Origin of the sequence: Ruegeria sp. MALMAid1280, from assembly GCF_049195285.1 — a bacterium.
Classification (GTDB): domain Bacteria; phylum Pseudomonadota; class Alphaproteobacteria; order Rhodobacterales; family Rhodobacteraceae; genus Ruegeria.
The window spans coordinates 108,313-122,369 of record NZ_JBMIRT010000041.1 but is presented as its reverse complement, the minus strand read 5'-3'; the positions used below and the strand labels follow the sequence as shown (position 1 = coordinate 122,369).

The following is a 14,057-nucleotide window of genomic DNA, read 5'->3' as shown; positions in this document are numbered from 1 at the left end:
GGGACGGGAAGGGCTCAACATGCTGGCATCGAAACGCATTCTGCTGATCATCGGCGGGGGAATCGCGGCGTATAAGTCGCTGGACCTGATCCGGCGTTTGCGGGAGCGCGGGGCGACGGTGACACCCGTGCTGACCCGCGCGGCCGAGGAATTCGTGACACCCCTGTCGGTCTCGGCTTTGGCCGGAGACAAGGTCTATCGCGACCTGTTCGACCTGACGGATGAGGCCGAAATGGGGCATATTCAGCTGTCCCGTTCGGCCGATCTGATCGTTGTGGCCCCGGCGACTGCCGATCTGATGGGCAAGATGGCCGGGGGGCTGGCCAATGATCTGGCCTCGACCCTGCTGATGGCGACCGATACACCGGTTCTGTGTGCGCCGGCGATGAATGTCCGGATGTGGGATCACCCGGCCACACAGCGCAACCTGAAACAGTTGCAGGCGGATGGCATCCGTTATGTGGGCCCGAACGAGGGCGATATGGCCTGTGGCGAATACGGCCCAGGACGCATGTCGGAACCGCTGGAGATTGTGGCCGCGATTGAGGCGGAACTAGGTGATGGTCCGCTGGACGGCAAACGTGTGCTTGTGACCTCGGGGCCGACGCATGAACCCATCGATCCGGTGCGCTATATTGCCAACCGCTCGTCCGGGGCGCAAGGCGCGGCGGTGGCGCGGGCGCTGGCCGCGTTGGGGGCCGAGGTGGTGTTTGTCACTGGGCCGGCAGATGTGCCGCCACCCGATGGGGTGCAGGTCGTGTCGGTTGAAACCGCCCAACAGATGTCCGACGCGGTGGATGCCGCGCTGCCCGTTGATGCGGGTGTGTTTGCAGCAGCGGTTGCCGATTGGCGTGTGGCCAGCGCTTCGGACAAGAAGCTGAAGAAAAGCCGCGATGGTCTGCCGGTGCTTGAGTTCGCCGAAAACCCCGACATCTTGAAACGTGTCTCGCATATGGACAAAAGCCGCCCCACGCTGGTCGTCGGGTTCGCGGCTGAAACGGACAATGTGATCGAACATGCCACTGCCAAACGGGGACGCAAGGGCTGTGACTGGATCGTGGCCAATGACGTCAGTCCGGCAACGGGGATCATGGGTGGGTCCGAGAATGCGGTGATCCTGATTTCGGACGATGGCGCCGAGGAATGGCCGCGCATGGGCAAGGATGAGGTGGCCAAGCGTCTGGCACGTAAGATCGCCGACGCGTTGACCAGTTAAACCAAAGGAGCAATGATGGTTGCTATTCGTGTGATCCGAGAGGAAGGGTCTGATCCGTCGATCCCTCTGCCATCTTATGAAACTTCCGGGGCGGCCGGGGCGGATGTGCGGGCGAATCTACCGGGCGGGGCCTCAATCACGCTGGAACCGGGTCAACGCGCGCTGGTGCCGACAGGGTTGCGTATTGAAATCCCCCAGGGGTTCGAGGTGCAGGTACGTCCCCGCTCAGGCTTGGCGCTGAAACACGGCATCACCCTGCCCAATACACCCGGCACGATCGACAGTGACTATCGCGGCCCGCTGGGCGTGATCGTCCTGAACGCCGGGCAAGAGGCGTTCGAGGTCACCCATGGCGAGCGTATTGCCCAACTGGTCGTCGCCCCCGTGGTACAGGCCGCGTTCGAGCCGGTGGAGGCGCTCAGCGATACGGTCCGCGGTGCGGGCGGGTTCGGCTCGACCGGGCGCGGCTGATGCTGCTGGTCCTGATCCTGGCTGCGGGTCTGTGGGGCATCGGCTATCTGGCCGGAGTGTCCCGGGCAGCCCGCATGACCTCGGTCGGGGTTCTGCTGCTGGGCGTGATCACGGCCCAACTGGTTTTGCCCGACGGCCATCCGTTGCGTCAGGCGACTGGCGGCTCTGCGGCGCTTTGGTTGATCTTGGGTGGCGTGGCCATTCTGGTTCTGGTTTACGGGAGGGTGCTGAAAGCGCTGCGAAACCGCGCAGCCCCTGCCGCAGCCAAGGAGCCCGCTATGCCATCCGACCAATTCTCTGAAACCGAACTGGAACGTTACGCCCGCCACATCGTATTGCGTGAACTGGGCGGGCCGGGTCAGAAGAAAATGAAAAAGGCCCGCGTGCTGGTCATCGGTGCGGGCGGGCTGGGTGCGCCTGCATTGCAATATCTGGCGGCGGCTGGTGTCGGCACGATCGGTGTGATCGACGATGATGAGGTCGAGAACGCCAACCTGCAACGGCAGGTGATCCACCGCGATGCAGATATCGGGATGCCCAAAGTGTTCTCGGCGCAGCAGGCGATGGAGGCACAGAACCCCAATGTAACCGTGCTGCCCTATCACCGCCGTCTGACCGAAGAGATCGCCCACGACCTTTTCACCGATTTCGATCTGATCCTCGACGGCACCGACAATTTCGACACCCGCTATCTGGCCAATCGCACGGCGGTTGCGTTGGGCAAACCGCTGATTTCGGGCGCCCTGTCGCAATGGGAAGGGCAGTTGAGCGTCTTTGACCCCGCCAGCGATGCACCCTGCTATCAATGTATTTTCCCCGAGGCCCCGGCCCCCGGTTTGGCCCCTTCTTGTTCCGAGGCGGGGGTGATCGGCCCGTTGCCCGGTGTGGTCGGTTCGATGATGGCGGTTGAGGCGATCAAGGTGATCACCGGGGCCGGGCAGGCCCTGCGTGGCGAAATGCTGATTTATGACGCGCTTTATGGCGAAAGCCGCAAGATCACCCTGTCACGCCGTGCCGATTGTCCGATTTGTGGCGCGGGGGCATAGCCTGCTCTGGATCATTCGGCCTGCCGTTCCTAACTTTGTGGCCAAAGGAGACTTCTATGACCAATCCGATTCTGTCCGACTGGACCACGCCGTTTGAAATCGCACCCTTCGCGGATATTGCGGACACAGATTTCGCCCCCGCGCTGGATCAGGCGATGCAGGAGCATAGCGCGCAGATTGATGCGATTGCGGGCAACCCGGACGCGCCCACCTTTGCCAACACGGTCGAGGCGCTTGAGGCTGCGGGTGAAGAGATGGACAAGGTTCTGTCGGTGTTCTTCACCGTCGCCGGGGCCGACAGCAATCCGGCGCGCGAAGAGTTGCAGCGCGAGTTCTCGCCCAAGCTGGCGGCGCATTTCTCGGGGATTTCCTCGAACAAGGCTTTGTTTCAGCGCCTTGCCGATCTGTGGGCGCGCAAGGATGCATTGGACCTGACCGATGAGCAGGCGCGGGTTCTGATGCTGACCCATCGGGGGTTCGTGCGCGCCGGTGCCGCCCTGACCGGTGACGATGACGACCGGATGCAAGAGATCAAGGCGCGGCTGGCCTCGTTGGGGACGTCCTTCACCCAAAACCTGCTGGCGGATGAGCGCGACTGGTGCATGGATCTGTCCGAGGATGATCTGGAGGGTCTGCCCGGTTTCGTGGTGGATACCGCTCGCGCGGCCGGGCAGGAAAAGGGGGCGAAGGGTCCGGTTGTGACACTGTCCCGGTCTCTGATCGTGCCCTTCCTGCAATTCTCGACCCGCCGGGACCTACGGGAAACGGCCTATCGCGCCTGGACCGCGCGCGGTGCCAATGGCGGAGAGACCGACAACCGCGAGATTGCCGCGGAAATCCTGCAATTGCGCGAAGAACGGGCCAAGCTGCTGGGCTATGACAGTTTCGCGGCCTACAAGCTGGAAACCGAAATGGCCCGCACGCCGGACAAGGTCCGAGACCTGCTGATGCAGGTGTGGGAGCCGGCCAAGGCCCGCGCTGATGCGGACGCCGAAATCCTGACGCAGATGATGCAGGAAGACGGTGTAAACGGTCCGTTGGAAGCGTGGGACTGGCGCTACTACGCCGAGAAGCGCCGCAAGGCCGAACATGATCTGGATGAGGCGGCACTCAAGCCATACCTGCAACTGGACCGCATGATCGAGGCGTCCTTCGCCTGTGCCAATCGCCTGTTCGGGCTGGAATTCGCACCGCTGGACGTACCGCTCTATCACCCCGATTGCCGGGCATGGGAGGTGACGCGCAACGGCCAGCATATCGCGGTGTTCATCGGTGATTACTTTGCGCGCGGATCGAAACGGTCCGGCGCGTGGTGCGGCGCGATGCGGTCTCAGGCCATGTTTCCCAAGGTGCAGGCGCCGATCGTGATCAATGTCTGCAACTTTGCAAAGGGGGACCCGGCGTTGCTGTCCTATGACGATGCACGCACGCTGTTCCACGAATTCGGCCACGCGCTGCACCAGATGCTGTCAAATGTGACCTATGAAAGCATCTCGGGCACGTCGGTCGCGCGGGATTTCGTCGAACTGCCCAGTCAGCTTTACGAACACTGGCTGGAGGTGCCCGAAGTTCTGGCCGAATTCGCCACCCATGCCGAAACCGGCGAGGCGATGCCGCAGGACATGCTGGACAAAGTGCTGATGGCCGCCAATTTCGATCAGGGATTCCAGACGGTGGAATACGTCGCCTCGGCGCTTGTCGATCTGGCGTTCCATGATGGTGCAGCCCCGACCGATCCCATGGCGAAACAGGCCGAGGTGTTGGCCGGGATTGGTATGCCGCAGGCCATCGGGATGCGCCACGCCACCCCGCATTTCGCGCATGTGTTTGCGGGGGACGGCTATAGCTCGGGCTATTACAGCTATATGTGGTCCGAAGTGATGGATGCAGATGCCTTTGCTGCCTTTGAAGAGGCAGGCGGTGCCTTTGATCCCGAACGCGCCAAGGCGCTGGAGGAGAACATTCTGTCCACCGGCGGCTCGCGCGAGGCCGAGGACCTGTATCTGGCTTTCCGGGGTCGTTTGCCGGGGGTTGAGGCCTTGCTGAAGGGCCGGGGACTGATCGCCGCCTAATACCCCAGATCGCGGTCGACGAGGTGCAGGAAGGGTTCGCCTTTCTCGCCTCGACGGATGTTTTCGCAGATCACCTGGGCTGCTGTGGTAGGGCGGGTTTCCGATGCGATATGCGGTGTCACCGTCACGTGCGGATGCGCCCAGTAGGGATGCTGTTCGGGCAAAGGCTCGACCCGGAACACATCCAGCGTCGCGTGGCCGATTTGACCCGAGTCCAACGCAGCCAGCAACGCAACGTCATCAATAAGCGGCCCCCGGCCCGGATTGATGATCCGCGCGCCTTTGGGCAGCAGAGCCAAGGTTTCGGCGTTCAGGATGTTCACAGTAGCGGGCGTGTTCGGCAACAGCAGAACCACGATCTCTGCTTGGGACAGGGCGTTGCGCAGCCCATCGTCGCCATGCAGGCATGTAACGCCGGGGATGTCCTTGGCGGAACGGCTCCAGCCGGTGACGTTGAAGTTCAACGCAATCAGGGCACGGGCGGCAACCTCGCCCAAGGCGCCAAGACCCAGAATGCAAACCTGACGCTCGGTGGCCAAAGGCGGGGCGTCTGGGGTCCATGCCCCGTCCTGAACGGTGATGTGCTGATCCATCCCGAGGTGATAACGCAACACATGGCCGACCACCCACTCGGTCATCCCCTGCGTCAGCCCGTGATCCACCATCCGCGCCAGCGGGACGGTCAGGGTCTTGTTCCCCGCGATCTTCTCGACCCCGGCCCACAGGCTAAGTACGGCCTTCAATCTTGTGAACGCGGTGAAATCCAGCAGCCCGCCGTTTGGGGCATAGACGACATAGTCAACCTGATCCGGGGCGAACTCGGTGCTCAGGCGAAAATCCAACCCGGCCTCGGTCAGGCCCTTGGTCAGCAACGGCTCGTATACGGGCCATAGGGCAGGGCGCGCGGAAAACAGGACGTTCACGGGCATGTCGGGCCTTTCGGATCAGCGGGGGCGGTGGATATGGGCGCTTTGGACGATGCCGAAGGCCGCCATCAGAACCAGCATGGCCGAGCCGCCATAGCTGACCATCGGCAGCGGCACGCCCACAACCGGGGCCAGACCCATGACCATCGACATATTGACGGCAAAAAACAGAAAGAAGTTCAGCGCGATGCCCAGCGTTACCAGCGACGAGAACCTGTCCTTGGTCGACAGCGCAGTGACCAGGCAGAACACCAGGATCAGGCCATAAAGGGTCAACAGGGTGATGCCGCCGACAAAGCCGAATTCCTCGGCCAGTGTGGTGAAGATGAAGTCGGTGTGTTTTTCGGGCAGGAAGTTCAGCCGCGATTGCGTTCCTTGCATGAACCCGCGCCCGTTCCAGCCACCGGACCCCAGCGCGATTTTGGACTGGGTGATGTGATAGCCCGCGCCCAGCGGATCGGTCGAGGGATCAAGGAAAGTGTCGATCCGGCGGAACTGGTAATCCTTGAGCAACTGCCACTCGGTCCCACGACTGTTGAACACCGTGGCGATCAGACCCACCACGGCGGCGATGACGGCGGCGAAATAAGCCCAGTGGACCCCGGCCAGAAACATCAGGCCACCACCTGCCGCCAACAGCAGGATCGAGGTACCAAGGTCGGGCTGTTTCAAGACAAAGAACGTGGGGATCAGGATCAGGACAACGGGGATCAGCACCCAAAGCGGGCGCGACGTTTTATGAGATGGCAACCAGTCGTAGTAGGACGCCAGGACCATGACGAGCGCGACCTTCATGACTTCGGAGGGTTGAAGCCGCATGAAACCAAGGTCGATCCAACGCTGCGCACCCATGCCGACCGTTCCGAAAAACTCCACAAACACCAGCAGGGCGATTGATATGACATAGGCCAGCACCGACATATTGCGCCAGAACCAGATCGGCACCAGAGCAATGATGAACATCACCGCAAGCCCCAGCCCAAAGCGTTCCATCTGCGGCTCGGCCCACGGAGACCACGATCCACCGGCCACCGAATACAGCATCAGGAACCCGGCGCTGGCCACGCTGATCAACAGCAGGGTCAGCGGCCAGTTCATATACAGGAACTTGCGGAACCCCGAGGGCGTGGATTTGACGGCATACTCAAGATAGCTCATGCGCGGTCCTTCTCGGTCGGACGCGCTTTGGGGCGGCGATCGCCCTCCAGCCGTTTTTGCTGTTCCTTGATGCGGTCGCGGTCGGCAACCGGATAAGCCTCGAGCGGAGGTGTGCCGTTATAAAGCGCCTGCAGCATGATATCGCGGGCCACCGGGGCGGCGGCTTTCGAACCACCCCCGCCATGTTCGACCACCACGGCCACGGCGTATTTCGGGTTGTCATAGGGTGCAAAGCTGACGAACAGCGCGTGGTCGCGGCGTTCCCACGGCAGGTCCTCGTTACGGATCACGCCGGCGGCGCGTTCGGCCTTGGTGATGTTGCGCACCTGGCTGGTGCCGGTCTTTCCGGCCATGCGGAACTCATCGGCAATGATGCGGCTGCGATAGGCGGTGCCGCGCCGGTTGTTCGAGACCGTGAACATCGCGTGGCGCACCTGTTCCAGATTGGCGCGGTTCACCGGCAGCGGTTCACCCGCGCCCGAGGGTTGTTCGATTCCGTTCACCGAGCGTACCAGACGCGGTTTCACGGCGCGCCCCGTGGCGATACGCGCCGTCATCACCGCCAGTTGCAGCGGCGAGGCCAGCATGAAGCCCTGACCGATCGAGGCATTTGCGGTGTCGCCGACCAGCCAGTCCTGCCCGTGCACGCGCTGTTTCCACTCCTGGTTCGGCGCCAGCCCGGCGGCCACAGCGGACATCGGGATGTCATGCTTGACACCCAGCCCGAAGGTGCGCGCCATGTCAGAAATTTTGTCGATACCAGTGCGCAATGCCACGTCGTAGTAGAAAACATCGCAGCTGCGTTTCAGCGAGGTTTCCAGATCGACCATGCCATGCCCGCCGCGTTTCCAGCAGTGGAAGCGGCGGCTGCCGACTTTCAGGTGGCCGGGGCAATAGACGGTGTTCGAGGGACCGATCACTCCGGCCTCAAGCGCGGCCATGGCGGTGATCATCTTGAAAGTCGAGCCTGGTGGATATGTACCCTGCACGGTTTTGTTCGCCAGTGGGCGGTAGTTGTCATTCGTCAGCGCCCGGTAATCAGCGACCGATATACCGCGTACGAACAGGTTCGGGTCGAAACTGGGCGCCGAGCTGATGGCGCGGATATCACCGGTCTCGCAGTCGATCACTACGGCGGCGGCGCTTTCGCCGGCCAGCCGCGCCTGCGCATATTGTTGCAGGTCGGCATCGACCGAAAGCTGCAGATCGGCCCCGGCGGTGCCCTCCTGCCGGTCCAGTTCACGCATCACGCGGCCGGTGGCGTTGACCTCGACCCGCTTGGCCCCGGCCTTGCCGCGCAGGCTGATTTCCTGCTTGGCTTCCAGCCCGACCTTGCCGATCTGGAAACGGGGGATACGCAGTACAGGTTCGGGGTCTTCAATCTGGCTGAGGTCGTAATCGCTGACCGGGCCGACATAACCAACCACATGGGCGAAATCTTCGTATCGTGGGTATTGCCGGGTCTGTCCCACTTCGGGGATCACGCCGGGCAGGGCAGGCGCGTTGACGGCGACCTTCGAGATATCTTCCCACGTGACCTGATCGGCCAGAGTGACCGGCAGGAACGGGGCCGAGCGGCGCATTTCGGTCTTGGCCCGTTCGATCTCATCCTCGGTCAGGGGGATCAACTGGGACAGCTTGGCGATAACCTCATCCACGTCGCCCGCATCCTCGCGCACCATGACGATGCGGTACGAGGGTGAGTTCTGGCCGATGATCTCTCCGTTCCGGTCATAGATCCGGCCACGGGTCGGCGGGATCAGACGGATATTGATCCGGTTTTCCTCGGCCAACAGGCGGTATTCATCGGCCTGATCCACCTGCATGAACCGCATTCGCGCGGCCAGCCCGCCGATAAAGGCGGCCTGCAATCCACCCAGAATCAGCGCCCTGCGAGGCAGGCGTTTATAGGCGAGGCCTTGGGCTTTGGGTTTGCGCTGCTTCATCCCCGTGCCCCCAATGCGCCGGTTTCGGCCGAGGATTTACGCCGCACCCCGAATCCGTTCTGGCTGAGCAGAACGATCAGAGGATAAACCGCAATTGTCAGAACCACCTGGATCACCACGGGCCCCAACGCTGCCTGTTGCACCGACAGAATAGCAAGAATGACGCGGTTCAGCATAAAAACAGCGGTGATCACCACGGCGACGGTGGACCACTCGCCGACAAAGCCCGAGTCCCGCAAGCTGAACGCGGCCGAACGCAGGTAAGCGGCCCCAAGAACCACCAACGCGGCCAATAGCCCGGGTGGACGTTGCAGCAACAGATCGGCCATCAGCATGACGATTGCGACCAGAAGGGTCGGCACGAATTCAGGTCGCCGCAATACCCAGGCGAAGGTCAGGGCAATCAGCAGGTCCGGAAACGGCCAGCGGTCCGGCTTTGTATCCAGCGGCAAAAGGTGCAGAAACAGGATCAGCGCGGCCAGAAACAGGTACAGGCCCCGCTTGGACCAAAGTTGAGACGTCTGGCTATCCATCACCCACCTCCACCGGAGGCAAGGCCGCCGCGGGCTGGGTCGGGCCAACGATACGACCCGGATCGCGAATGGTGGGGGCCGACTGGTATCGCAGCACACGCAGAAACTCGAGCCGTTCGAAATCTGCCGACAGGCGAACGCGCAAGCGACCTCCGGGATCGGCGGTGATCTGGCCGATCAGCAACCCGGCCGGGAAAACGCCGCCATCGCCCGAGGTCACGACACGGTCGCCGGGGCGAACCAGTTCGCGGTTCTCCAGAAACTCGACGGCGGGGGCAGGGGTGTTGTCGCCAGTGATCAGGGCGGTTTGGCCCGAGGGCTGAATGGTCGCCGGGATCGCGCTGGAGGCGTCGGTCATCAGGATCACCCGCGCCGTATCCGGCCCCACGCCCGAGATGCGCCCGACCACGCCGATCCCGTCCATGGTGGCCCAGCCATCGGTGATGCCGTCGCGTTCGCCCACATTCAGCAACACAGACTGCCGGAAGGGCGAGCCGCTGTCGGCCATCACAACCCCGGTAATATAGGTCAGGCGCGGATCAAGGCGCACGTTGTTCAGGTCCAGCAACCGGGCGTTTTCCTGCTCTAACTGCAAAGCGGCCTCTTTCCAGGCGCGCATCAGGCGCAGCTCGCTGCGCAGTTCCTGGTTCTGTTCGCTCAGGCGCTGATAGCTTTGGAAATCGCGTGCCAGGTTGACCACGGCGGTGACTGGCACCATCGCCCATTCCATCGACGGCACGACCCGGTCCACGACCTGCGCGCGGAACCGTTCTACCCGTGGGCTGTCGATGCGCCAGACCAGAAAGATGGCCAGCAGGCACAGCACCACGATCCCCAGCAGCAGGCGGCGCAAGGGGGTGGTGTATTCGTCGCGCTGTGATCGGTCTTTTGCCACAGGTTACCTTCCCGTGCTGCTCGTGCCGAGTTTACCCTATCTGCAAAGGGTGCGCGCCTTAGCTTTCGTAGTCAATCGCGTGGCGCAGTTGTTTTTCGTATTCCAAAGCCTTGCCGGTGCCCAAAGCCACACAATTCAGGCTTTCATCGGCAATCGACACGGCCAGACCGGTCTGTTCGCGCAGGGCTAGGTCCAAATCGCCCAGCAGTGCGCCGCCGCCGGTCAGCATCACGCCGCGGTCCACGATATCGGCGGCCAGATCGGGCGGCGTTGTTTCCAGAGCGGTCATCACCGCCTCGCAAATCTGCTGGACGGGTTCCGAAAGGGCCTCGGCCACTTGCGCCTGACTGATTTCGATTTCTTTTGGGACACCGTTCAGCAGGTCGCGGCCGCGGATGTGCATCGACTGACCACGGCCATCGTCGGGCATACGCGCCGTGCCGATGGTGGTTTTGATGCGTTCGGCGGTGGATTCACCCACCAGCAGGTTCTGCTGACGGCGCAGGTACGAGATGATGGCCTCATCCATCCGGTCTCCACCAACACGAACCGAGCGGGCATAGACGATGTCGCCCAGCGACAGAACCGCAACCTCGGTGGTGCCGCCGCCGATATCGACGACCATGTTCCCGGTCGGATCGGTGATCGGCATCCCAGCACCAATGGCCGCAGCGATTGGTTCGGCAATCAAGCCCGCGCGGCGGGCGCCAGCGGACAGAACCGATTGCCGGATCGCACGTTTTTCAACGGGCGTCGCGCCGTGGGGGACGCAGACAATGATTTTGGGCTTCGAGAAGGTCGAGCGTTTGTGCACCTTGCGGATGAAGTGCTTGATCATTTCTTCGGCGGTGTCGAAATCGGCAATCACACCTTCCCGCATCGGGCGGATCGCCTCGATCGAACCGGGGGTCCGGCCCAGCATCAGCTTGGCGTCTTCACCAACGGCCAGCACTTTTTTCACACCATCCTTGACGTGATAGGCCACCACCGAGGGTTCAGACAGGATCACACCGCGCCCCTTGACATAGACCAGCGTGTTTGCTGTCCCAAGGTCGATAGCCATGTCCGCTGTGAACAGGCCGCCCAGATTGCCAAAGATGCCCATATTTCCCCTGATCCCGTTTGTCAGAATTTCCACTGCCCGCGACTCGACGGTTCCGGGACGGATGCCTTATAGGGTGCCAGCACGCCCGGTAAAAGGGCTGATTCCGCGTCACTCAGCACCTTTCCGCCTTATTGAGAGGGACTTTAGAAGGCAATATGCTCTCTTATCAACACATTTACCACGCCGGGAATCTGGCTGATGTGCAAAAGCACGCTTTATTGGCAATTGTGCTGGAGTATCTGACCCGCAAAGACAAACCGCTGACTTATCTGGAAACGCATTCCGGCCGGGGTTTGTACAAGCTCAACGCGGCCGAGGCAGTGCGGACAGGCGAAGCCGAGGCTGGCATCCGGCGCGTCCAGCAGGCCAATTGGTTTGACGCCAATCACCCGCTGGAGCGGGCGATCCGATCGGTTCAGCAAAGGCACGGGGCTGAGGCCTATCCCGGCTCGCCACTGATCGCTGCCAACTTGCTAAGGGAGCAAGACAGCCTGCACTTTGCCGAGCTGCACCCGCAGGAATATTCCGCTCTGACCATGGCAATGTCGCCCTACGGGGCCAAGGTGTACCGCCAGGATGGATATAAGCTGGCGCAGTCTCTGCTGCCCCCGACGCCTCGGCGCGGTGTGATGCTGATCGACCCGAGCTATGAGGTGAAGTCGGAATATGACCGCCTGCCCGGAATAATCGGCAAACTGCATCGCAAATGGAATGTCGGTGTCATCGCGCTGTGGTACCCGATCCTGACGGATGATCGCCATGCTGCGATGATTTCCGCCCTGAACTCTCAGAGTCTGCCGAAAACCCTGTGTCACGAGGTCAGGTTCGACCCTGTGAGGGAAGGGCATCGCATGGTTGGGTCGGGTATGTTCATCATCAACGCCCCCTATGGGCTCGAGGATGAAATGGCCCGCCTGACAACGCTGTTCGCAGGTCTCAAACCGTAGTCTGCAATAAAGGCGGAAGGCTCCCGCCTCGCTTGCCCGCATCAAAGATGCAGCCAACCGAGTTGGGCCCGGCAGCGCGCCTGTGGCGCGCTGCCGGGCCCAAAACCCAAGAAGGGTCGGCGAAGCCGGGCCGCCGCGGGTGCGGGAGCCCCTGCCTGTCGTCTACGTCAGGTCTTTGTAGCTGATCTCGCGTGCATCCGCGCCGGGGCCGGTTTTCTCGCGGCGGACGATCAGGCGGTTCAAGGCGTGGATGTAAGCCTTGGCCGAGGCCACCACCGTATCGGTGTTGGCGGATTGACCGGTGGCGATCATGCCGTCCTCTTCCAGCCGCACCGAAACCGTGGCCTGTGCATCGGTGCCTTCGGTCACTGCGTGCACCTGATAAAGCTGCAGGCGGGCGGTGTTCGGATGGATCGCGCGGATCGCCTTGAAGGTGGCATCCACCGGGCCGTCGCCATGTTCCGTTGCGATCCTGTCCTGGCCGTCCACTTCCAGTTCCACTGTCGATTCCGCCTGACCGCCGGTGCCGCAGGTGACCTTCATCGACACCAATTGCAGGTGGTCGTTGCCCTCATCATCATCCAACGTCATCAACGCGATGAGGTCGTCGTCGAACACCTCTTTTTTGCGGTCGGCCAGATCCTTGAAGCGAACGAAGATATCCTTGAGCTGGTTGTCCCCGACCTCATAGCCCAGCGTCTTGAGCTTATCGCGCAACGCCGCACGGCCCGAGTGTTTACCCAGGGGCAGAGACGTGCCCGAAAGGCCGATATCCTCGGGGCGCATGATCTCGAAATTCTCTCGGTTCTTGAGCATCCCGTCCTGGTGGATGCCGCTTTCATGGGCAAAGGCGTTCTTGCCGACGATGGCCTTGTTGAACTGCACGTTAAAGCCCGACACCGTCGCCACCCGGCGCGAGATATGCATGATCTTGGTGGTGTCGATGCCCGTATTCCAGGGCATGATGTCGTTGCGGGTGCGCAGCGCCATGACGACCTCTTCAAGGGCAGTGTTGCCCGCACGTTCACCCAAGCCGTTGATGGTGCACTCAATCTGGCGCGCACCGCCCGCGACTGCGGCCAGAGAGTTTGCGGTCGCCAAGCCGAGGTCATTGTGGCAGTGGGTGGCAAAGACCACCTCATCCGCGCCGGGTACCGTCTCGATCAGACGCTTGATCAAATCCGCCGATTCCAGCGGCGCTGTATAGCCCACGGTATCCGGAATGTTGATCGTGGTCGCGCCGGCCTTGACCGCAATCTCGATCACGCGGCACAGATAGTCCCATTCCGTCCGGGTCGCATCCATAGGCGACCACTGTACGTTTTCACACAGGTTGCGGGCGTGGCTGACCGTTTCGTGGATCTTCTCGGCCATCTCATCCTGCGTCAGGTTCGGAATGGCGCGGTGCAGCGGAGAGGTGCCGATGAAGGTATGGATGCGGTTCTTCCCGGCGTGTTTCACGGCCTCCCAGCAGCGGTCGATGTCGGCGAAATTGGCGCGGGCCAGACCGCAGATGCGGCTGTTTTTCGACCGTTGGGCGATCTCGGATACGGCCTTGAAGTCACCTTCGGATGCGATGGGGAAACCGGCTTCGATGATGTCGACGCCCATATCGTCCAGCAGCTCGGCAATCTCAAGCTTTTCGTCATGAGTCATGGTGGCGCCGGGGCTCTGCTCGCCGTCGCGCAAAGTGGTATCGAAGATCAAGACGCGGTCTTGGTCGGTCACGTTGGTCATGGGAT

Annotated in this window: 12 protein-coding genes; 5 read left to right on the top strand and 7 right to left on the bottom strand. The window is 62.1% G+C overall.

Annotation, left to right across the window (positions count from 1 at the left end):
• Positions 1-19 precede the first annotated feature (19 nt).
• From coaBC to ACOQFT_RS06725, 4 genes are read left to right on the top strand one after another with little or no spacing between them, the layout of a single operon-like run.
• Positions 20-1,216: a bifunctional phosphopantothenoylcysteine decarboxylase/phosphopantothenate--cysteine ligase CoaBC gene (gene coaBC / locus ACOQFT_RS06740; protein ID WP_421597183.1), complete on the top strand. Its 1,197-nt coding sequence runs from the start codon at positions 20-22 to the stop codon at positions 1,214-1,216.
• 15 nt (positions 1,217-1,231) lie between these two features.
• Positions 1,232-1,687, top strand: a complete 456-nt coding sequence (dut, locus tag ACOQFT_RS06735) for a dUTP diphosphatase (protein ID WP_421597354.1) — start codon at positions 1,232-1,234, stop codon at positions 1,685-1,687.
• Entirely contained in the window at positions 1,687-2,733 is a 1,047-nt protein-coding gene (locus tag ACOQFT_RS06730) for a HesA/MoeB/ThiF family protein (protein ID WP_421597182.1), read from the top strand. The genes dut and ACOQFT_RS06730 overlap by 1 nt, the downstream gene beginning before the upstream one ends.
• A gap of 56 nt (positions 2,734-2,789) precedes the next feature.
• A complete protein-coding gene (locus ACOQFT_RS06725; protein WP_421597181.1) occupies positions 2,790-4,805 on the top strand; it encodes a M3 family metallopeptidase in 2,016 nt (671 codons plus the stop codon).
• Here the strand turns inward: ACOQFT_RS06725 and ACOQFT_RS06720 are convergent.
• The 6 genes from ACOQFT_RS06720 to ACOQFT_RS06695 are packed head-to-tail and all read right to left on the bottom strand — an operon-like array spanning position 4,802 to position 11,368.
• Entirely contained in the window at positions 4,802-5,734 is a 933-nt protein-coding gene (locus ACOQFT_RS06720) for a 2-hydroxyacid dehydrogenase (protein WP_421597180.1), read from the bottom strand. The two genes, ACOQFT_RS06725 and ACOQFT_RS06720, sit on opposite strands and share 4 nt — an antisense overlap.
• 15 nt (positions 5,735-5,749) lie before the next feature.
• Positions 5,750-6,889: a rod shape-determining protein RodA gene (gene rodA / locus ACOQFT_RS06715; RefSeq protein WP_421597179.1), complete on the bottom strand. Its 1,140-nt coding sequence runs from the start codon at positions 6,887-6,889 to the stop codon at positions 5,750-5,752.
• On the bottom strand, positions 6,886-8,835 hold the full coding sequence (gene mrdA / locus ACOQFT_RS06710) for a penicillin-binding protein 2 (protein WP_421597178.1): 1,950 nt from the start codon (positions 8,833-8,835) through the stop codon (positions 6,886-6,888). The genes rodA and mrdA overlap by 4 nt, the downstream gene beginning before the upstream one ends.
• Complete coding sequence (locus tag ACOQFT_RS06705; protein WP_421597177.1) at positions 8,832-9,368, bottom strand: rod shape-determining protein MreD; 537 nt, start codon at positions 9,366-9,368, stop codon at positions 8,832-8,834. The genes mrdA and ACOQFT_RS06705 overlap by 4 nt, the downstream gene beginning before the upstream one ends.
• Positions 9,361-10,263 (bottom strand): rod shape-determining protein MreC, encoded by a 903-nt coding sequence (gene mreC, locus ACOQFT_RS06700; RefSeq protein WP_170402564.1) that lies wholly within the window; start codon positions 10,261-10,263, stop codon positions 9,361-9,363. The genes ACOQFT_RS06705 and mreC overlap by 8 nt, the downstream gene beginning before the upstream one ends.
• A gap of 58 nt (positions 10,264-10,321) precedes the next feature.
• A complete protein-coding gene (locus tag ACOQFT_RS06695; RefSeq protein ID WP_039523195.1) occupies positions 10,322-11,368 on the bottom strand; it encodes a rod shape-determining protein in 1,047 nt (348 codons plus the stop codon).
• Positions 11,369-11,523: 155 nt separating this feature from the next.
• Here ACOQFT_RS06695 and ACOQFT_RS06690 point away from each other — a divergent pair, with 155 nt between their 5' ends.
• Positions 11,524-12,315: a 23S rRNA (adenine(2030)-N(6))-methyltransferase RlmJ gene (locus ACOQFT_RS06690; RefSeq protein ID WP_421597176.1), complete on the top strand. Its 792-nt coding sequence runs from the start codon at positions 11,524-11,526 to the stop codon at positions 12,313-12,315.
• A gap of 162 nt (positions 12,316-12,477) precedes the next feature.
• Here the strand turns inward: ACOQFT_RS06690 and ACOQFT_RS06685 are convergent, their stop codons facing one another.
• Positions 12,478-14,052, bottom strand: a complete 1,575-nt coding sequence (locus ACOQFT_RS06685; protein WP_421597175.1) for a 2-isopropylmalate synthase — start codon at positions 14,050-14,052, stop codon at positions 12,478-12,480.
• Between the last annotated feature and the right edge of the window lie 5 nt (positions 14,053-14,057).